The organism is Streptococcus mitis, assembly GCF_003943905.1.
In the GTDB taxonomy this organism is placed as follows: Bacteria; Bacillota; Bacilli; order Lactobacillales; family Streptococcaceae; genus Streptococcus; species Streptococcus mitis_BC.
On sequence record NZ_RJNS01000002.1, the window covers coordinates 246,565 to 268,505 of the forward strand.

Consider the following 21,941-nt stretch of genomic DNA (forward strand, 5'->3'; position numbering starts at 1 on the left):
GATATGACCAAGGATTTACAAAAGAGAACATTGTTTGCGGTATTGGCCCTGGCGATTTTCCTTCCAGTCTTATTTGCGGGAGGGCCCCTGTTGCAGATAGGGATTGGCTTGTTAGCGATGCTAGGTGTCCATGAACTCTTGCACATGAAGGGGCTAAAGACTATGACCATTGAGGGTGCTTTGACTCTTTTTGCGACCTTCGCTCTCACAGTTCCTTTGGAAAATTACCTAACATTTTTGCCTGTTGATGGAAATGTGGTTGCCTACAGTGTTCTGATTACCATAATGCTAGGGACGACCGTTTTCAATAAAAACTATACGATTGAAGATGCCGCTTTTCCAATTGCTGTGAGCTTTTATGTTGGTTTTGGCTTTAATGCCTTACTAGATGCTCGGGTGGCAGGTTTTGACAAGGTACTTTTGGCCCTTTTTATCGTTTGGGCGACAGATAGCGCAGCCTACCTTACAGGGATGAATTTTGGTAAACATAAGTTGGCTCCGAGAGTTTCTCCTAATAAGAGTATTGAGGGCTTTGTCGGTGGTATTCTAGGTGCGGTACTGATAACAGTAGTTTTCATGTTAGTGGACAGCACAGTTGCTCTTCCTTATGGGATTTATAGAATGAGTCTCTTTGCTGCCTTCTTCAGTGTGGCAGGTCAGTTTGGTGACTTGATTGAGAGTGCCATGAAACGCCATTTCGGTGTCAAGGATTCTGGAAAATTTATCCCTGGACATGGCGGTGTGTTGGATCGCTTTGACAGCATGCTGATTGTGTTTCCAATGATGCACTTATTTGGCCTGTTTTAAAGAAAGGAATATTGAATGATTGGATTGCTAACCTTTATCCTCGTTTTTGGGATTATTGTGGTGGTGCATGAGTTTGGACATTTTTATTTTGCCAAGAAATCGGGCATTCTAGTTCGTGAATTTGCCATTGGTATGGGGCCCAAGATTTTTTCCCATATCGGTAAGGATGGCACTGCTTATACCATTCGAATCCTTCCTCTAGGAGGCTATGTTCGTATGGCAGGCTGGGGTGATGATGCGACAGAGATCAAGACAGGAACTCCGGTCAGTTTAACACTTGCTGATGATGGTAAGGTCAAACGGATCAACCTCTCAGGGAAGAAACTGGATCAAACTGCTCTTCCTATGCAGGTAACCCAGTTTGACTTTGAAGACAAGCTCTTTATCAAGGGTTTGGTCTTGGAAGAAGAAAAGACTTTTACAGTGGATCATGATGCAACGGTTGTTGAAGAAGATGGAACCGAAGTACGCATTGCCCCTCTGGATGTACAGTACCAAAATGCTTCTATCTGGGGTAAGCTCATCACCAACTTTGCAGGTCCTATGAATAACTTTATCTTAGGTGTTGTTGTTTTTTGGATCTTGATCTTTTTGCAGGGCGGTGTTAGAGACACTCAGACCAATCTCTTTCATGTCATGCCAGAAGGAGCTTTGGCTAAGGTGGGCGTAGCTGAGACAGCTCAAATCACCAAGGTCGGCTCGCATGAGGTTAAGAATTGGCAAGACTTGACCCAGGCTGTGGAAGCAGATACCAAGGACAAGACCGCCCCGACCTTGGATGTGACCATTTCTGAAAATGGTAGCGAAAAACAAGTCACGGTGACTCCAGAAGAGAATCAAGGACGCTATATTCTTGGGGTTCAACCGGGGGTCAAGTCAGACTTTCTATCCATGTTTGTTGGTGGATTTACGACAGCTGCTGATTCGGGGCTCCGTATCCTTTCGGCTCTGAAAAACTTGATTTTCCATCCAGATTTGAACAAACTCGGTGGTCCCGTTGCCATTTTTAAGGCAAGTAGCGATGCTGCTAAAAATGGTCTTGAGAATGTCCTTTACTTCCTAGCCATGATTTCCATCAATATCGGGATTTTTAACTTGATTCCGATCCCGGCTTTGGATGGTGGAAAGATTGTGCTCAATATCCTAGAGGCTATCCGCCGGAAACCCCTTAAACAAGAAATTGAAACCTATGTCACCATGGCTGGTGTAGTTATCATGGTTGTCTTGATGCTAGCTGTGACCTGGAATGACATTATGCGACTCTTCTTTTAGATAATCGAGGAATATTATGAAACAAAGTAAAATGCTAATCCCTACGCTTCGCGAAATGCCAAGCGATGCTCAAGTTATCAGCCACGCCCTTATGTTGCGTGCTGGCTATGTTCGTCAAGTTTCTGCAGGTGTTTATTCTTACCTACCACTTGCTAACCGTGTGATTGAAAAGGCTAAGAACATCATGCGCCAAGAGTTTGATAAGATTGGTGCGGTAGAAATGCTAGCTCCGGCCCTTCTTAGTGCCGATCTTTGGCGTGAATCAGGTCGTTATGAAACCTATGGTGAAGACCTTTATAAACTGAAAAACCGTGAAAAGTCGGACTTTATCCTAGGTCCGACACACGAAGAGACTTTCACAGCCATTGTCCGTGATTCAGTCAAGTCTTACAAGCAATTGCCACTTAACCTTTACCAAATCCAACCTAAGTACCGTGATGAAAAACGCCCACGTAACGGCCTCCTCCGTACGCGTGAATTTATTATGAAAGACGGCTATAGTTTCCATGCCAACTATGATAGTTTGGATGTAACATATGACGAGTACAAGGCGGCCTATGAACGTATTTTCACTCGTAGTGGCTTGGACTTCAAGGCTATCATCGGTGACGGTGGAGCCATGGGTGGTAAGGATAGCCAAGAATTTATGGCGATTACACCAGCCCGTACAGACCTCGACCGCTGGGTTGTCTTAGACAAGTCAGTTGCCTCATTTGATGAAATTCCTGCAGAAGTACAAGAAGAAATCAAGGCAGAATTACTCAAATGGATGGTTTCTGGTGAAGACACCATTGCCTACTCAAGTGAGTCTAGCTATGCAGCTAACTTAGAAATGGCAACAAACGAGTACAAACCAAGCAACCGTGTCGTTGCGGAAGAAGAAGTGATTCGCGTCGAAACTCCAGGTGTTAAATCCATTGATGAAGTGGCAGCCTTCCTTAACGTGCCAGAAGAGCAAACGATTAAAACTCTCTTCTACATGGCAGATGGAGAACTTGTTGCAGCCCTTCTAGTTGGAAATGACCAACTCAACGAAGTCAAGTTGAAAAACCATTTGGGTGCAGATTTCTTTGATGTTGTGAGCGAAGAAGAAGTCGCAAGTGCTGTTCAAGCCGGCTTTGGTTCACTTGGCCCAGTTGGTTTGCCAGAGAATGTGAAAATCATTGCAGACCGTAAGGTGCAAGATGTTCGCAATGCTGTTGTGGGGGCCAACGAAGATGGCTACCACTTGACAGGTGTGAACCCAGGTCGTGACTTCACTGCAGAATACGTGGATATCCGCGAAGTTCGTGAGGGTGAAATTTCACCAGACGGACAAGGCGTTCTTAACTTTGCCCGTGGTATCGAGATTGGTCATATTTTCAAACTCGGAACTCGCTACTCGGCAAGTATGGGCGCAGATGTTTTGGACGAGAATGGTCGTGCTGTGCCAATCATCATGGGATGTTACGGTATCGGTGTTAGCCGTCTTCTCTCAGCAGTTATGGAACAACACGCTCGCCTCTTTGTTAACAAAACGCCAAAAGGTGAATACCGTTACGCTTGGGGAGTTAACTTCCCTAAAGAATTGGCACCATTTGATGTGCACTTGATCACTGTCAATGTCAAAGATGAAGAAGCGCAAGCCTTAACAGAAAAACTGGAATCCAACTTGATGGAAGCTGGTTACGAAGTCTTGACAGATGACCGTAACGAACGTGTCGGAGTCAAATTCAGCGATAGCGACTTGATTGGGTTGCCAATTCGCATTACTGTTGGGAAGAAAGCAGCCGATGGCATTGTAGAAGTTAAGATTAAAGCGACTGGTGACACCATCGAGGTTCATGCAGATAACTTGCTCGAAACGCTTGAAATCCTAAGCAAGAAATAAAAACTATAATCAGAAGAAAAACAAGGCAAAAATGTAACTAGTTTTTACCTTGTTTTTTCTATATAATGGGAGTGAATAAAGACATAATCAATTTAAGAGGTATAACAATGCTAAAATTTCCAAAGGATTTTGTTTGGGGTTCCTCCACTTCTGGACCACAGACAGAAGGACGAGTGCCAGGTGATGGCAAGGGAGATAATCTCTGGGATTATTGGTATCAGGTGGAACCCAATCGCTACTACAATGGGATTGGACCTGACAAAACATCGACTTTTTACGAAAACTGGGAGAAGGATATTGAGCTTTTGGTAGAGACTGGTCATACAGCCTTTCGCACTTCTATCCAGTGGTCTCGCGTTTTCCCACAAGGCCGTGGAGAAGTCAATCCTCAAGGGGTGGCTTTCTACCGTCAGGTATTTGAAGCCATCAAGTCTAAGGGAATCCGTCTTCTAGTCAATCTCTACCACTTTGACCTCCCTTTTGCCCTTCAAGCAGATGGGGATGGTTGGGAAAATAAGGCGACTGTCTCAGCCTATGAAGACTATGCTCGTTTTTGTTTTGAGACTTACGGTGACTTGGTGGACCAATGGATTACCTTTAACGAGCCCATCGTCCCTGTAGAGTTTGGCTATTTTTACGATGCCCACTATCCTCACAAGGTGGATGCCAAAGCAGCGGTTAAGGTTGCCTATCACACACAACTGGCTAGTAGTCTTGCGGTTAAGGCTTGTCATGAGATTCTGCCAGATTCTAAGATTGGGATTGTCCTTAACTTGACACCAGCCTATCCACGTAGCCAGCATCCTGCGGATGTCAAGGCCGCTCGCATTGCCGACCTCTTTCAAGCTCAATCTTTCCTAGATCCGTCTGTTTTGGGAGCTTATCCACAGGAGTTGGTAGAAATCTTGTCTGAGCATGACTTGTTGCCAGAGTACACTGTTGAAGAGTTAGAACTTATTCGCGAGAATACAGTTGATCTCCTAGGAGTCAATTACTACCAGCCTTTGCGTGTCATGGCACCGCGTTTTGCTAAACATCCTGATAGCCCGCTCTTGCCAGAGCATTTTTACGCGCCTTATGTTATGCCTGGACGTAAAATCAATCCTCACCGCGGTTGGGAAATCTACGAGCAAGGGATTTATGATATCGCTCAAAATATCAAGGAAAACTATGGTAATATTGAGTGGATGCTGACAGAGAATGGTATGGGGGTTGAAGGTGAAGACAAGTTCCGTGAGAATGGCATGATTCAGGACGACTATCGTATTGACTTTGTCAAATGTCATCTTCGTGAACTCCACCGTGCCATTGAAGACGGGGCCAACTGTAAGGGTTACTTGATTTGGACCTTTATCGATTGCTGGTCATGGCTCAATAGCTATAAAAACCGCTATGGTTTGGTTGAGCTTGACTTGGAAACGCAAGAACGTCGCCTGAAGAAATCAGGCCACTGGTTCAAAGAACTCAGCGACCATAATGGATTTTAAGAATAAAAGTGAGATGAAAATCATCTCACTTTTTAATATGTGACTACGAGTCAGTATAGTTTTATCTATTACAAGTATGATAAAATCTTTCCATCTAAGTCGCAAGGGAGATGGTACTGGCTATATATTTTCTTTAATTATGGTAAAATAGTAAGAGAATAATGTGAGGAAATTGAATGTCAAGTAAGTTTGAAATTTTAATGAATCAACTAGGAATCTCTGATCAGCTGCGACAGGATCCTACTCTTGTTGATGCAAGTATTGAGCGTGTTGTGGTTCATAAAATTAGTAAGATTTGGGAATTTCACTTTGTATTTTCTAATATTTTACCGATTGAAATCTTTTTAGAGTTAAAGAAAGGGCTTAGTGAAGAATTTTCTAAGACAGGGAATCGAGCTGTTTTCGAAATCAAGGCGCTCTCTCAGGAATTTTCTAATGAACTCTTGCAGGCCTACTATAAGGAGGCTTTTTCTGAAGGTCCGTGTGCTAGCCAAGGATTTAAGTCTCTTTATCAGAATCTGCAAGTTCGTGCGGAGGGAAATCAACTCTTTATTGAAGGTTCAGAGGCGATTGATAAGGAACACTTTAAGAAGAATCATCTTCCTAATCTAGCAAAGCAACTTGAAAAGTTTGGTTTCCCAGCCTTTGTATGCCAAATAGAAAAGAATGATGCCCTTACACAAGAGCAGGAGGAAGCCTTCTATACGGAGAATGAACAAATTGTACAGGCTGCCAATGAAGAGGCTTTGCGTGCTATGGAACAACTGGAACAAATGGCTCCTCCTCCAGTAGAAGAGAAACCAGCCTTCGATTTTCAGGCTAAAAAAGCTGCGGCTAAGCCAAAACTAGATAAGGCAGAAGTTACCCAGATGATCGACGTGACGACTGAGGAAAATCGTCTGGTCTTTGAAGGGGTCGTTTTTGATGTGGAACATAAAGTGACCAGAACTGGTCGCGTTTTGATCAATTTTAAAATGACGGACTACACTTCAAGTTTTTCAATGCAAAAATGGGTTAAGAATGAAGAAGAGGCTCAAAAATTTGATTTAATCAAGAAGAATTCTTGGCTCAGAGTGCGTGGGAATGTGGAGATGAATAACTTTACACGCGATTTGACCATGAACGTGCAGGATGTGCAGGAAGTTGTTCACTATGAGCGGAAGGATTTGATGCCAGAAGGTGAGCGTCGGGTTGAGTTTCATGCTCATACTAATATGTCGACCATGGATGCTCTACCAGAGGTCGAAGAAATCGTCGCGACAGCTGCAAAATGGGGTCACAAGGCGGTTGCCATTACGGACCATGGCAATGTTCAGTCCTTTCCACATGGCTATAAGGCTGCCAAGAAAGCGGGAATCCAGCTGATCTATGGGATGGAAGCTAATATCGTTGAGGATCGTGTTCCTATCGTCTATAACGAAGTGGAGATGGATCTATCTGAAGCAACCTACGTGGTCTTTGACGTGGAAACGACGGGGCTTTCAGCTATCTATAATGACTTGATTCAGGTTGCGGCCTCTAAGATGTACAAGGGGAATGTCATTGCTGAATTTGATGAATTTATCAATCCTGGACACCCCTTGTCAGCTTTTACTACTGAGTTGACTGGAATTACGGATGATCATGTCAAAAATGCCAAACCACTGGAACAAGTTTTGCAAGAATTCCAAGAATTCTGTAAGGATACCGTCCTAGTTGCCCACAATGCAACCTTTGATGTTGGCTTTATGAATGCCAACTATGAGCGCCATGGTCTGCCTAAGATTAGCCAGCCAGTTATCGATACGCTGGAGTTTGCTAGGAACCTCTATCCTGAGTATAAACGTCATGGTTTGGGACCTTTGACCAAGCGTTTTGGTGTGGCTCTAGAACACCACCACATGGCCAATTACGATGCAGAAGCTACGGGTCGTCTGCTTTTTATCTTTATCAAAGAGGTGGCAGAAAAACATAGTGTGACTGACTTGGCTAGACTAAACATTGATTTGATTAGTCCTGATTCTTATAAAAAAGCTCGGATCAAGCATGCGACCATTTATGTCAAGAATCAAGTTGGTTTAAAAAATATTTTTAAGCTGGTTTCTTTGTCCAATACTAAGTACTTTGAAGGAGTACCACGGATACCGAGAACGGTTCTAGATGCCCATCGGGAGGGCTTGATTTTAGGATCAGCCTGTTCAGAAGGTGAAGTTTTTGATGCAGTTGTTTCCCAAGGTGTGGATGCAGCGGTTGAGGTGGCCAAGTATTATGACTTTATCGAGGTCATGCCACCAGCTATCTATGCTCCCTTGATTGCTAAGGAGCAGGTCAAGGATATGGATGAACTCCAGACCATTATCAAGAGTTTGATAGAGGTCGGGGACCGTCTTGGCAAGCCTGTTCTGGCTACGGGAAATGTCCATTATATCGAACCGGAAGAAGAGATTTACCGTGAAATTATCGTCCGTAGTTTGGGACAGGGGGCTATGATTAACCGAACTATTGGTCACGGTGAACATGCCCAACCAGCTCCGCTACCTAAAGCTCATTTTCGAACGACTAATGAGATGTTGGATGAATTTGCCTTCTTGGGCGAAGATCTAGCACGCAAATTGGTTATTGAAAATACCAATGCCTTGGCAGATATCTTTGAGTCTGTTGAGGTCGTTAAGGGTGACTTGTATACACCTTTCATCGACAAGGCTGAAGAAACGGTCGCTGAGCTGACCTATAAGAAAGCTTTTGAGATTTATGGAAATCCTCTGCCAGATATCGTTGATTTGCGGATTGAAAAAGAATTAACCTCCATTCTGGGGAATGGATTTGCCGTGATTTATCTGGCATCGCAGATGCTGGTGCAACGTTCCAATGAACGGGGCTACTTAGTTGGTTCTCGTGGTTCTGTTGGTTCCAGTTTCGTTGCGACTATGATCGGGATCACAGAGGTTAATCCTCTCTCTCCACACTATGTCTGTGGTCAGTGTCAGTATAGTGAATTTATCACCGATGGTTCTTACGGTTCAGGATTTGACATGCCTAATAAGGACTGCCCAAAATGTGGTCATAAACTTAGCAAAAATGGACAGGATATTCCTTTCGAGACCTTCCTTGGTTTTGATGGGGACAAGGTTCCCGATATTGACTTGAACTTCTCGGGAGAAGACCAGCCTAGCGCCCACTTGGATGTGCGTGATATCTTTGGTGAAGAATATGCCTTCCGTGCAGGAACGGTTGGTACGGTGGCTGCCAAGACTGCCTATGGATTTGTAAAGGGCTATGAGAGAGACTATGGGAAGTTTTATCGTGATGCAGAGGTGGAACGCCTCGCTCAGGGTGCGGCTGGTGTCAAGCGGACAACAGGACAACACCCGGGAGGAATCGTTGTTATTCCTAACTACATGGATGTCTACGATTTTACGCCTGTCCAATATCCAGCAGATGACGTGACGGCTGAATGGCAGACGACTCACTTTAACTTCCACGATATCGATGAGAACGTCCTCAAACTCGATGTGCTGGGGCATGATGATCCGACTATGATTCGGAAACTTCAGGATCTGTCTGGTATTGACCCTAATGAAATTCCTATGGATGATGAAGGCGTGATGGCCCTCTTTTCTGGGACGGATGTACTTGGGGTGACGCCGGAGCAAATCGGTACGCCGACGGGTATGCTGGGAATTCCAGAGTTTGGAACAAACTTTGTACGTGGGATGGTAGACGAGACGCATCCGACGACTTTTGCGGAGTTGCTTCAGCTGTCTGGTCTGTCCCACGGTACCGATGTGTGGTTGGGAAATGCACAGGATTTGATCAAGCAAGGAATTGCAGATCTATCAACCGTTATCGGTTGTCGGGACGACATCATGGTTTACCTCATGCATGCGGGTCTCGAGCCTAAGATGGCCTTTACCATCATGGAACGGGTACGTAAGGGCTTGTGGTTGAAGATTTCTGAAGAGGAGAGAAATGGTTATATCGAAGCTATGAAGGCCAATAAGGTGCCAGAGTGGTATATCGAATCCTGTGGAAAAATCAAGTATATGTTCCCTAAAGCCCATGCGGCAGCCTATGTTATGATGGCCTTGCGTGTGGCCTACTTCAAGGTTCACCATCCCATTTATTATTACTGTGCTTACTTCTCTATCCGTGCAAAGGCTTTTGATATCAAGACCATGGGTGCGGGATTGGATGCTATCAAGCGCAGAATGGAAGAAATTGCTGAAAAACGGAAGAACAATGAAGCTTCTAATGTGGAAATTGACCTCTATACAACTCTTGAGATTGTCAATGAAATGTGGGAACGTGGTTTCAAGTTTGGCAAACTCGATCTCTATCGTAGTGATGCAACTGAATTCCTCATTGATGGGGATACCCTCATTCCGCCATTTGTAGCAATGGATGGTCTGGGAGAGAACGTTGCTAAGCAGTTGGTGCGTGCGCGTGAAGAGGGAGAATTCCTCTCCAAAACCGAACTCCGCAAGCGCGGTGGACTTTCATCAACTTTGGTTGAGAAGATGGATGAAATGGGGATTCTCGGCAATATGCCAGAGGATAACCAGTTGAGTTTGTTTGATGAGTTGTTTTAAATAAAACTAGAAAAATAGCAATGTTTTTGAAAAATTAAAGCTAGTAAGATTAACTATCTTGATTGTGGGGACTTGAAAAAGATTGATATTGAGGACTTTGGAGTGTGTGTTAGAATCAGAATTTGTTAACTAGCTTGATGACTCTAGGAATATTGATATATTTGTAGTGGTTGTTTTCTAAAGGATATTATTTGAAAAGTGGAGTAAGATACAAGAGAAATTAATAGAGTTGAAGGATAAAGTAATGACGTATGATAGGCGAAATGCAACCTCAAGTTGGAGTGGATATAATCACCAAGGAAAGGTTGGCATATTTTTAGCATTAACTGAGCTTAGAAAGCTATTAGAAAAAGAAGAAGATCATAGCACATATAAATTAATATTTGAAAAAAATGGTGGTGAAGATATTGAGATTTGTCAATCTACACGAGTAATATCAAGGCATCAAGTAAAAGCTAAGAAAAAGGGGAGATACCCGAATGATTATCGTAATGTTAGATCAATAAATTCTAAGAAATGCCCCTCTGGGTATCAAACTTTAGGAACGACTAAAGATAATAGATTTTTACATGTTATTTGTGAAGTTCAGGGATGGGATATGAATGAGGAAGTATTCCAACAAACCTATAAAGGAGCAAATTATGTACCTAATAAGAGCCGAGTTCAACTATACACCTATCCAGATAATAAAAAATATTGTGATTTGGTTAGAGGGAGCCAATCACCTATTGATAATTTTTGTGAAGAAAAAATCAAGGAAATTTTGATATATTCTAATAGTTCTTTGAAAGATGATTCGGAACATATAGAGGAGACGCTATGTGAAATTAAAGATTTAGTTTCTAGACGGATTAGTCAAGCACATAATAATGGGAATGGTGTTTATCCTGTAATATATTTTCAAGAAATTTTAAAAATTATTATTTCACAGGAAAAACGTCATAGACAATCTGTTAGAAGAGCGAAATTAAGTCTTGAAATGCATTGGAATAACATTGTTGAAGATGATGCTGATACATTGGTTATGAATCAGATTTTAAATCTGTCAGATGATAAATTTAAACAATTGTTGATTGATTTGCATCCAGATAACAATATCGCTGAACTTCAGCAATTAAATAATATAGATAATTTAATTGATAAAGATAGCATTGAATATATCCTATATGAGTTTCTTAAAAATTGTAAACAAGAACGACTTTTGTTAGACAGTTTACGGTATACTCTAAATCATGAGTCACTCAGACTTAGTATGATTCATGCTCCTAATGGGGCAGCAAGTAAAGTTCGAGATAAAATAATGGCTAATAAAAATTTTATAAGGGCTAGCTTTGATACTGATTATTTGATTAATATGAATATAGATGGACAAAAGTTTTTTGAAGAGAAGCCAATCCATGAAGGTGGAAAAGAAAAGTTGCTTGCAGGAGCCCTTGGCGAGGTAAAAAATAGAATATTTTCAAATAATTTAGAATATATTGATTGTGTGAATACTGTTGAAAAATTGAAAGAGGATTGAAATGAATAATTTTTTGCAACAGATCTTAGAACAACATAATTTTAATAAATGTGATGAGCATTTAGAATTGTGGGGAGGGGAAGGAAATGAATTTTTCCTTATTCAAGAATATAGTAGGGAGGATTTTAAATCTAGTAGCGAAGGAGGAACGGATTTTTTTACTTGTGAGCAAACAAATCAATTGATATCTTGCTTTGAAGAAATTAATGATGGAAAAATTAAGAAAAATACCTCTTTATTTGTAACTATTAAAGTTGATGAACTGAAGCAATCATATGAAAATCTTAGAAATATGATTATGAAAGTTGAGGAAGATGAATATTATTTTAGAAAATATGTCATATTATATACCGAGGAAGGATTAAGTAGACTGAACTCAAATATTGAAGATTTGCTAAATTATATTCAGTCTACTTCTCCTGAGGATGAGTATTTATTTGATAAATTTGAGAGTGATATGTTTTTTGATACTTCTTATTTTATTGCTATGCAACTAATTATTAAATTACCATTTGTTTCTCTTCATCATTCTGATAATCATTTTGAGATAGTTGAAAATAAAATCCAATCACGAATTGAAATGGAAGGGCTAAATGATCATAAAAAGCAGGTAGATGATATTTTAGAAATTTTTAGTGGAGTTGATATTAGGAAACAACTTGAAGATGAAGCTAGTGGTTTGCTGGATAGCTTAAATCAAATTTTAGGAGACTGAACTTGTGAAGATTAGGAAAATTTTACTTTATAATTTCAAGAACTTTAGAAATGAAACAGTTATTGATTTTAGTGATGGAATAACATTCTTAGTGGGACCAAATGGATATGGTAAAACAACAATTTTTGATGCAATTGAGTTAGGGTTAACTGGTAATCTTTCTCGCATTAATAAAGTTACTGCTGAAAATATTGTATATAATAAGCCATTTTTTCAGAATGAAATTGGTCAGCCGGTAATTATCAAATTGTGGCTAGAAAAAATGAATGGTGAACAACTTGTAATTGTAAGGAAATTAGTAAATAGTTCTACTGATAGTAGCAACTTATTTGCACCTTTGAAATCTGCCAGTCAGTTTATGTTATTTAGACAAGTGGAAGTAAGCGAGACAAATTTTAGTTCTATAGATCATACTAGTCTGGAAGAGATTACTCAAAGTTCTATTGATGCATTTTTAGGTATTAATGGGAAATATGAGATAGAAAAAATTTTTAATCTATTTAATTATATTCAACAGGAAGAAACAACCTTCTTTCTAAAGCAAACGGAACAAGAAAGAGGCGATAGTTTATCTTTTTTAGTAAAAACGGATAAAGTAGAGAAGAAAATAAAAGATATTAATACCGTAACAAACGTTATTAATAGAAAGATTAGTGATTTAGAGGGAAAATTAAAACACTTAAAACAGCAAGAACTATCGGATGTCCCTTATCATAGATTATTTAATCATAAGGAATTTGTATTTGATTGTGAAACTCCTTTTTCTATTGCTAATCTTGACAAATTATTAATTTATCAAAATACTTTACAAAATATTATTGATTTTAAGAAGAATTTCTCGATAGAGGAGTATAATAGGAAGAGGAAAAGCGATAAAAGAAAACAAGATATTGCTGGTGATAGGGCTATCAAACAAGCATTATATTTTTCAATATTATCTCCCAATATTTTTAAATCAAATTCTCAATGGCTCTGGGAAAAATATACATTAGAGAATACGAGATTATTTGAATACGTACTTTTAGAAAATTATCTTCAATCATTTGACACTATAACTCAAGAATATAGGAGAAGACAGCAATTAAATCAATACTTGGCGTATCTATCTACTGATATCAATCAAATGGCAGCGCAGTCTTTTCAGTATTTTCAAGACGATAGATTATCAAATTATTTTGAATTACTTAAATCTCGAATTACAAGTTATCAGACACTAAGGGAAAGTGTTGGACAAGTAGATAAAAGCTTAAGTGATCTACGACAGTTACGGAGAAAATTAGATAAAAAATTTGATGAACTAAGACAACATAATCATGTTGATGAAAATAAATGTCCATTTTGTAACACACAATTTGCTTCCTACAATGATTTAACGGAGGCATATGATAATTATAAGGCTTATCTGTTTGAAATTTCATCTAGAGATAGTCAGCAATTACAAGAAGTTCAATTATTGTTGAATGAATCAATCCAGCAGCTGAAGCAGAAAATCACTGATGAAATAAATAACCTTTCCACGGATGTAGATAAAAATCTATTAGATAAATTACAAGAATTAAAAAGTTCGTATCAAAGTTATTCTCAAAATGTTGAAGGTTTTAAAACTTTTATTCAGTCGTATACAACTATGGTACCATATGAGTTGGGAAGGTTAGAATTTAAAGACTATAACCAGTAGTACCAGTTAAACTTGAAAGAATTTCAATCTAAATTAGTAGTTGATGATGATGTTTACAGGTTGCTAGATAATAATAGTTTGGGAAATATAAAGGAAGAACTGGAGGTCTTAAGAGAAGAATTTCCTGAATTGCAGTTTGAAACATACCAATTAGAATCAAGTTCATATTCGAAGATAAATAAGGCTGTAATTGATAGTCGATTGCTTGAATTAAAAAATGCTATTCACTTGGCAGTTGATAATCACTATGCTATTAATGAGAATCTGATAGCGGACGCTGAGAACATATTTCCCACATATTTTCAAAGTAAAGTAGAAGTATTAGAGGATATTCATATTGGAGATTTAGAGAATAAGAAACTTTATCTTGATAGGCAGCATAAACTAGTTCAAAATCAGCAACTTCAAGATTTATCAAGTCAGATAGAAACATTGAGAATAACTGTGGAACGATTAGAAGAAATTAATACTATATATAAAGAAGAGGTAAAACAGTTCAAAATAGATATTGTTAAAAAGCTACGTATCCCATTTTTTATATACTCAGCAAAAATGTTACAAAATTATCAACAAGGTATGGGGATTTTCTTAACACACAAGAAAACAACGAATAGTGATAATGGAAAGATAGCAATTATTAGATTTAAATCCGATACTAATAATGATCATGATGCAATTAATCAACTAAGTACAGGTCAGTTAGCGGTTGTTTCACTAGCATTTACTCTTTCATTGAATACGATGTTTAAACTATCTGATAATTTGAATTTCTTAATGATAGATGATCCAGTTCAAGACATGGATGCTATGAATGTACTATCTTTTATTGAAATTTTACGTCATGGAATTATAGATAAGTATCAGATCATTTTATCAACTTATAGCGATTTTAATGCTTTGTTCATGGGTTATAAATTTGCAAATTCAAATTCGGAAGTAAATATAAAATATGAAAATGTTAGTGACTTGCACGGATAATATATAAACTTCTTATTCTTTGTCTTGTTTTCTCTGTGAATCTTTTAGACTATCCTAATAATCAATGTTAAGAAAGCTAATGTATATCTAATAGATTTACATAAGCCTTCTTTTTTGTTAAAATAATAAATAGAAAGAAGGTGAGAATATGTCAAAGACGAGCATGAGCATCCGTTTGGATAGTGAGGTCAAGGAGCAGGCTCAACAGGTGTTTAATAATCTGGGGATGGATATGACAACGGCTATCAATATTTTCCTTCGTCAGGCTATTCAATATCAGGGTTTGCCTTTTGATGTTAGGCTAGACGAGAATCGGAAGTTACTTGAGGTATTAACGGATTTAAATCAAAATCGTAATATGAGCCAATCTTTTGAATCAGTCTCTGACTTGATGGAGGACTTGCGTGCTTAAGATTCGTTATCATAAACAGTTTAAAAAAGATTTTAAGTTGGCTATGAAGCGTGGTTTGAGGGCAGAATTATTAGAAGAAGTTTTGAATTTTCTGGTTCGAGAAAAAGAACTTCCTGACAAATATCGAGATCATCAACTGGCAGCATCCAAGCACTTTCAAGGAGTTCGTGAGTGTCATATCCAACCAGATTGGCTTTTGGTCTATAAAGTAGACAAGTCGGAATTGATTTTAAACTTGCTGAGGACAGGCAGTCATAGCGATTTATTTTAATAAATTTTAAGGAGTTCAAGATGAAACTTAGGATTTTTGCAGAAGATAAACCAGCGGAAAAGGTTTTTGACTATCAGCTAGAGCTTGCGGATGAAACAATTATCCTATCAACAGCGCTCTTGTCTGGTGCCATTGCTTTAGCAGGATTATTTTCTGCTTTGAAGGAAAAATAACAAAAGAAAAGGAAGAATAGAATGGTTTTACCAAATTTTAAAGAAAATCTAGAAAAATATGCGAAATTATTGGTTGCGAACGGAATTAACGTGCAACCTGGTCACACCTTGGCTCTTTCTATCGATGTGGAGCAACGTGAATTGGCGCATCTAATCGTGAAAGAAGCCTATGCCTTGGGTGCGCATGAGGTTATCGTTCAGTGGGCCGATGATATCATCAACCGTGAGAAATTCCTCCATGCACCAATGGAGCGTTTGGACAATGTGCCAGAATACAAGATTGCTGAGATGAACTATCTCTTGGAAAACAAGGCTAGTCGTCTCGGTGTCCGTTCTTCTGACCCAGGTGCCTTGAACGGTGTGGACGCTGATAAGCTTTCAGCTTCTGCAAAAGCGATGGGACTCGCTATGAAGCCGATGCGCATCGCAACTCAATCCAACAAGGTTAGCTGGACTGTAGCAGCTGCAGCAGGGCTTGAGTGGGCTAAGAAAGTCTTTCCAAATGCTGCGAGCGATGAAGAAGCAGTCGATCTCCTTTGGGACCAAATCTTCAAAACTTGTCGTGTCTATGAAGAAGATCCAGTTAAGGCTTGGGAAGAACATGCAGCCATCCTTAAGAGCAAAGCTGATATGCTCAATAAAGAGCAATTCTCAGCCCTTCACTATACAGCGCCAGGAACAGATTTGACACTTGGATTGCCTAAGAATCACGTTTGGGAATCAGCTGGTGCTGTCAATGCTCAAGACGAAGGATTCTTGCCAAATATGCCAACAGAAGAAATCTTTACGGCTCCTGACTTCCGTCGTGCAGAGGGCTATGTAACCTCTACAAAACCACTTAGCTACAACGGAAATATCATCGAAGGCATTAAAGTAACCTTCAAGGATGGTCAAATCGTAGACATTACTGCTGAAAAGGGTGATCAGGTCATGAAGGACCTTGTCTTTGAAAATGCGGGCGCGCGTGCCTTGGGTGAATGTGCCTTGGTACCAGATCCAAGTCCAATTTCACAGTCAGGCATTACCTTCTTTAACACGCTTTTCGATGAGAATGCTTCAAACCACTTGGCTATCGGTGCAGCCTATGCGACCAGCGTTGTTGGTGGAGCAGAGATGAGCGAAGAAGAGCTTGAAGCTGCAGGACTGAACCGTTCAGATGTTCACGTGGACTTTATGATTGGTTCGAATCAAATGGATATAGACGGTATCCGTGAGGATGGAACACGCGTACCCCTCTTCCGTAATGGAGATTGGGCAATTTAAGGAGAAGCTATGCTGGGAAGTATGTTTGTTGGTCTCCTAGTGGGACTCTTGGCAGGTGCTTTGACCAATCGCGGAGAGAGTATGGGATGCTTTGGAAAAATGTTTCTCGGATGGATTGGTGCCTTTCTGGGTCACCTGCTCTTTGGAACTTGGGGACCAATTTTAGCGGGAACAGCTGTTATTCCTGCTGTTTTGGGTGCTATGGTTGTCTTAGCTATTTTCTGGAGACGAGGAAGTTAAGTTCCTAAATTTGAAAAGAAAAGGAGGTTGGTCATTGAGCCAGCCTCCTTTTGAGTATGATATAATAGTTCTATGAGATTAGATAAATTTTTAGTTGCCTGCGCTGTAGGGAGTCGAACAGAGGTCAAAAACTTGCTCAAGGCTGGGCGCGTGACGGTAAATGGCAAAAAGGAAAAGTCAGCTAAACTGCAAATCAATGAAGAAAGAGACGAAATTCGCTTTGATGGGCAAAAGTTAGACTACGAGGAGTTTGTCTACTACATGATGAACAAGCCCCAAGGAGTCATTTCAGCGACTGAGGATACCAAGCATAGAACGGTTCTAGACTTGCTAGATGACTTGGCGCGGACCAAGGAAGTTTTTCCAGTAGGGCGCTTGGATATTGACACGCATGGTCTTCTGCTCTTGACCAATGACGGCAAGCTTGCCCATGCTCTTCTTTCACCTAAACGTCATGTGGAAAAGACCTATTTGGCGCAAGTCGAGGGTATTATGACCCAAGAAGATGTGGAGACATTTGCCAAGGGCATTCCGCTTAAGGATTTTACCTGCCAGCCCGCTAAGCTGGAGATCGTGTCGGTAGATCCAGAAAAGAATCAAAGTCTGGTTCACGTGACCATTGCCGAAGGGAAGTTTCACCAGGTCAAACGCATGGTGGCATACTGTGGTAAGGAAGTAGTGGATTTGCAACGTTTGACTATGGGAACTTTGATTTTAGACGAAAAGCTGAAACGCGGTGAATGGCGTCGCCTGACCAAGGAGGAGTTAGAGACTCTCCTTGCTAGTATTACTTAGTTTGGATTATTTTAGAAAAGGTGAGGGAGAATGTCCTTGCCTTTTTATGTTTTCGGTTGCTTCCTTTGTGAAAAGAGTTATAATAGACAGTAGAATAAAAGGAGGAATCTATGAACGCGATTCAAGAATCATTTACAGATAAACTATTTGCCAACTATGAAGCAAATGTCAAATACCAAGCGATTGAAAATGCTGCCAGCCATAACGGAATTTTTGCAGCCCTGGAACGTCGCCAAAGTCACGTAGACAATGCACCTGTTTTCTCATTGGATTTGACCAAGGACAAGGTGACCAACCAGAAAGCGTCTGGTCGTTGCTGGATGTTTGCAGCTCTCAACACCTTCCGTCACAAACTTATCTCTCAATACAAATTGGAAAACTTTGAATTGTCACAAGCCCACACTTTCTTCTGGGACAAGTACGAGAAATCCAACTGGTTCTTGGAGCAAGTGATTGCGACTGCAGACCAAGACTTGACGAGCCGCAAGGTTAGCTTCCTACTCCAAACCCCTCAACAAGATGGTGGTCAATGGGATATGGTCGTTGCCCTCTTTGTGAAATACGGTGTCGTTCCTAAGTCTGTTTATCCTGAGTCTGTTTCATCTAGCAGCAGCCGTGAGCTCAATGCCATCCTTAACAAATTGCTTCGCCAAGATGCCCAAATCTTGCGTGACTTGCTCGCTTCTGGTGCGGACCAAGCGACTGTTCAAGCTAAGAAAGAAGACCTCTTGCAAGAAATCTTTAACTTCCTTGCTATGTCACTAGGACTTCCACCGCGTAAATTTGACTTTGCTTATCGCGATAAGGATAACAACTACCAAAGCGAAAAGGGTATCACGCCACAAGAGTTTTACAAGAAATATGTCAATCTTCCTCTAGAAGATTATGTTTCGGTTATCAATGCTCCGACTGCTGACAAGCCTTACGGCAAATCTTATACAGTTGAGATGTTGGGGAATGTCGTTGGTAGCCGTGCAGTTCGCTATATCAACGTTCCAATGGAACGCTTGAAAGAATTGGCGATTGCCCAAATGCAAACAGGAGAAACTGTTTGGTTTGGTTCAGATGTCGGCCAACTTAGCAACCGCAAAGCTGGAATCCTTGCGACAGATGTTTATGACTTTGAATCAAGCATGGATATTCAACTCACTCAAGACAAGGCTGGACGTTTGGACTACAGCGAAAGTTTGATGACTCACGCCATGGTCTTGACAGGTGTGGATTTGGATGAAAATGGCAAGTCAACCAAGTGGAAGGTTGAAAACTCATGGGGAGACAAGGTCGGTGCAGATGGTTACTTTGTCGCCTCAGACGCTTGGATGGACGAATATACTTACCAAATCGTTGTCCGTAAAGAATTGCTGACAGCAGAAGAACAAGCTGCCTATGAAGTAGAACCAATCGTACTTGCACCATGGGATCCAATGGGAGCCTTGGCAGAATAAAGCATAGAGAAAAGAGGTTAGGAAAATCCTAGCCTCTTTTTAAGTCCTTCTTAAAGTGGCGATAGATGATGCCTGCCAAGGGAGTTCTCCTTATTTTGAGTCTTTAAGTGACAGAGAGAAAGATATGTGTTACTATAGTAGTACAAAAGGATATCGGAGTAGAAATGAAGTATTTAAGTAGCCAAGACATCAAGGATCGTCAACGAAATATCAGCGATATTAAACCCTATAAAACAACCAAGGAAATCGTCGTTTCAAATATCTTTACCTTCTTTAATGCCATGAACCTGGCTCTGGCAGTTCTGGTAGCCACAACCTTGCGATTTGAGAACATGCTCTTTTTAGGTGTGATTGCTATCAATACAGCTATCGGGATTTTCCAAGAAGTGCGTTCAAAAAATGCTTTGGAAAAGCTAAGTTTGCTTGGTAAAAGTAAGTACAAGGTCAATCGAGATGGTCAAACGATCGAGATTGATCCAGAAGACATCGTTCTGGGGGAATATCTGCATCTCAATCTGGGAGATCAGGTACCTGTCGATGCAGAAGTGCTTGAAGGAACGATCGAAGTGGATGAGTCCTTGCTGACTGGTGAGAGTGATTCAGTCTTTAAAACAGCAGGTGACAAGCTGATGAGCGGAAGCAATGTCGTTAGCGGTACTTGTCTGGTCACGGCGACGGCGGTCGGACCCGATAGTTATATCAACAAACTCGCAAAATCCAGCAAGGAATTCAAAAAATACCCTTCTCAACTACGCGATTACATGGATAAGATTTTAAAAATCGTCTCGATCTTGCTGGTGCCAGTTGCCATTCTGCTCTATGTCAGAGGTTTTAGTCTAGGACGGTCTTATGTTGAAATTGTTTTAGGAAGTTCAGGTGCCTTGGTCGGCATGATTCCAGAGGGTTTGATTCTCTTGGTTAGTGTGTCCCTAGCAGTAGCAGCCATGAAGCTGGCTAAAAAGAAGGTTCTGGTACAGGAGCTATACTGTGTAGAGACCTTGGCGCGAGTAGATATTCTTTGTTTTGATAAGACGGGAACTATCACGACGGGGAATATGAAGGTCCAAGAAATGGATGCTAATGTAGCAGAGAAACTATCTTCTTATTTGGCTTATTTCGAAGATGAAAATGCAACTTCCCGAGCTCTGAAGACTTACTTAACCTGTGAGAAAAAGTGGGAAGTTCAAGAAGTCGGTGCATTTTCAAGTAAAAATAAGTATTCCTTTGTCCAAGTAAAAGAGGGTGGGACCTATTTCTTCGGAGCCTATGAGTTTCTAGGCTTTACCCAGCCGATGGATGCCTACTATGAAGATCTAAAACAGCAAGGTTTTCGAATTTTGTCCCTTGCTCATAGCAAGGACCAGATTACGAGTCCAGCCAATATGGAACTCCTAGGCCACGTCGTTTTGTCAGATGAGATTAAGGACAATACCAAGGAAACCTTTGACTATTTCGAATCTCAAGGTGTTGAAGTGAAGATTATCAGTGGTGATAATCATGTGGCTGTATATGGGGTGGCTCGTAAGGCAGGTTTTAAGGAAGAAGCCCGTGCGATTGATATGACCAAGGTGAGTGATGACGACTTTGAAAGAGTGGTCTTGGAACACGAAATATTTGGACGTGTGACACCTGAACAGAAGCAAAAGATGGTATCTATTTTGCAAAATGCTGGTAAAACAGTTGCCATGAGCGGTGACGGGGTCAATGATGTTCTGGCTCTCAAGAAAGCAGATATCAGCTTTGCCATGAATGGTGCTACCAGTGCAGCCAAAAGTGTATCCAATATTGTTTTTCTCACTGATGACTTTGCAGTATTTTATGATATCTTGATGGAAGGACGCCGGGTCATCAATAACATCCAAAAGGTAGCCTCTCTTTTTCTAACAAAGACCTTCTTCTCCATCGTTTTTGCCATTTTGAGTGTGGTATTTGGTTTGGAATTTGCCTTTATCCCCATTCAGTTTACAATCATTTCAGCCATTACGATTGGGATTCCATCCTTCTTCCTGACTTTTGAGTCCAATAAAGAAAAGGTTAGCACTCACTTTATGAGAGATATCCTAACCAACGCGGCGATTGGTGGTGGCGTTCTGGTTGCTAGTGTTCTTTTGACCAATTTCTTTATCACTGTCCCAGGTCAGGTCAAATTTATTTGCTTCCTCCTTGCCCTGATCAATGGTCTGTGTCTAGTTGCCAAGGTCAGCTTGCCTTTTAATCGATACAAGATGCTTTTGCTCACGTTTTTGAGCCTTGCAGCCCTTGTTGGTGTACTTGCCAATACTTTTATCCTACAGGGAGCTTTTGTGCCTTTAGAAGCCAAACAGCTACTCTATGTTGCCATACTAGCAGTGGTGATTGGGTGCTTTCATTATCTTACTAGGAGAAAAAGTTGATACATAAAAAGAATCAGGTTTAATCCTGATTCTTTTTTGTTTATATATTCTCACC

17 protein-coding genes are annotated in these 21,941 nt (G+C 40.5%); all 17 read left to right on the forward strand.

All coding sequences use genetic code 11. The annotated features are described in order from the left end of the window. Window positions 1-3 precede the first annotated feature (3 nt). The 17 genes from D8854_RS04915 (at window position 4) to D8854_RS04995 (ending at window position 21,886) form a co-directional block, all read left to right on the forward strand. Window positions 4-807, forward strand: coding sequence for a phosphatidate cytidylyltransferase (locus D8854_RS04915; protein ID WP_125449964.1), 804 nt, complete (start codon window positions 4-6; stop codon window positions 805-807). Window positions 808-822: 15 nt separating this feature from the next. Then, window positions 823-2,079, forward strand: coding sequence for an RIP metalloprotease RseP (rseP, locus tag D8854_RS04920; RefSeq protein WP_000579743.1), 1,257 nt, complete (start codon window positions 823-825; stop codon window positions 2,077-2,079). Between the two features lie 16 nt (window positions 2,080-2,095). After that, window positions 2,096-3,949 (forward strand): proline--tRNA ligase, encoded by a 1,854-nt coding sequence (locus D8854_RS04925; protein WP_125449966.1) that lies wholly within the window; start codon window positions 2,096-2,098, stop codon window positions 3,947-3,949. Window positions 3,950-4,056: 107 nt separating this feature from the next. Further along, the gene (locus D8854_RS04930) at window positions 4,057-5,436 is read left to right on the forward strand and encodes a glycoside hydrolase family 1 protein (RefSeq protein WP_125449968.1); all 1,380 of its coding nucleotides are present in this window, start codon (window positions 4,057-4,059) and stop codon (window positions 5,434-5,436) included. Between the two features lie 176 nt (window positions 5,437-5,612). Continuing rightward, the gene (locus tag D8854_RS04935; RefSeq protein WP_125449970.1) at window positions 5,613-10,004 is read left to right on the forward strand and encodes a PolC-type DNA polymerase III; all 4,392 of its coding nucleotides are present in this window, start codon (window positions 5,613-5,615) and stop codon (window positions 10,002-10,004) included. 229 nt (window positions 10,005-10,233) lie between these two features. Then, window positions 10,234-11,523 (forward strand): ABC-three component system protein, encoded by a 1,290-nt coding sequence (locus tag D8854_RS04940; RefSeq protein ID WP_260469224.1) that lies wholly within the window; start codon window positions 10,234-10,236, stop codon window positions 11,521-11,523. A 1-nt stretch (window position 11,524) separates the two neighbouring features. Continuing rightward, complete coding sequence (locus D8854_RS04945; protein WP_125449972.1) at window positions 11,525-12,238, forward strand: ABC-three component system middle component 1; 714 nt, start codon at window positions 11,525-11,527, stop codon at window positions 12,236-12,238. Window positions 12,239-12,242: 4 nt separating this feature from the next. Next, the gene (locus D8854_RS09920; RefSeq protein ID WP_260469225.1) at window positions 12,243-13,916 is read left to right on the forward strand and encodes an AAA family ATPase; all 1,674 of its coding nucleotides are present in this window, start codon (window positions 12,243-12,245) and stop codon (window positions 13,914-13,916) included. Between the two features lie 12 nt (window positions 13,917-13,928). Next, on the forward strand, window positions 13,929-14,894 hold the full coding sequence (locus D8854_RS09925) for a hypothetical protein (RefSeq protein WP_260469226.1): 966 nt from the start codon (window positions 13,929-13,931) through the stop codon (window positions 14,892-14,894). A 148-nt stretch (window positions 14,895-15,042) separates the two neighbouring features. Next, window positions 15,043-15,306 carry a type II toxin-antitoxin system RelB/DinJ family antitoxin gene (locus tag D8854_RS04955; RefSeq protein ID WP_049487291.1) on the forward strand — a complete coding sequence of 88 codons (264 nt, stop codon included), beginning with the start codon at window positions 15,043-15,045 and terminating at the stop codon, window positions 15,304-15,306. After that, complete coding sequence (locus D8854_RS04960) at window positions 15,299-15,577, forward strand: type II toxin-antitoxin system YafQ family toxin (RefSeq protein ID WP_061418263.1); 279 nt, start codon at window positions 15,299-15,301, stop codon at window positions 15,575-15,577. The genes D8854_RS04955 and D8854_RS04960 overlap by 8 nt, the downstream gene beginning before the upstream one ends. Before the next feature lie 20 nt (window positions 15,578-15,597). Further along, window positions 15,598-15,750: a hypothetical protein gene (locus D8854_RS04965; RefSeq protein WP_000776617.1), complete on the forward strand. Its 153-nt coding sequence runs from the start codon at window positions 15,598-15,600 to the stop codon at window positions 15,748-15,750. A 21-nt stretch (window positions 15,751-15,771) separates the two neighbouring features. Then, window positions 15,772-17,013 carry an aminopeptidase gene (locus D8854_RS04970; protein WP_125449974.1) on the forward strand — a complete coding sequence of 414 codons (1,242 nt, stop codon included), beginning with the start codon at window positions 15,772-15,774 and terminating at the stop codon, window positions 17,011-17,013. Window positions 17,014-17,022: 9 nt separating this feature from the next. Further along, complete coding sequence (locus tag D8854_RS04975) at window positions 17,023-17,253, forward strand: GlsB/YeaQ/YmgE family stress response membrane protein (RefSeq protein ID WP_125425098.1); 231 nt, start codon at window positions 17,023-17,025, stop codon at window positions 17,251-17,253. A gap of 72 nt (window positions 17,254-17,325) precedes the next feature. Then, entirely contained in the window at window positions 17,326-18,048 is a 723-nt protein-coding gene (locus tag D8854_RS04980; RefSeq protein ID WP_125449976.1) for a pseudouridine synthase, read from the forward strand. Window positions 18,049-18,158: 110 nt separating this feature from the next. Continuing rightward, a complete protein-coding gene (pepC, locus tag D8854_RS04990; RefSeq protein ID WP_125449980.1) occupies window positions 18,159-19,493 on the forward strand; it encodes an aminopeptidase C in 1,335 nt (444 codons plus the stop codon). Between the two features lie 164 nt (window positions 19,494-19,657). Beyond that, window positions 19,658-21,886: an HAD-IC family P-type ATPase gene (locus D8854_RS04995; protein WP_125449982.1), complete on the forward strand. Its 2,229-nt coding sequence runs from the start codon at window positions 19,658-19,660 to the stop codon at window positions 21,884-21,886. Window positions 21,887-21,941 lie beyond the last annotated feature (55 nt).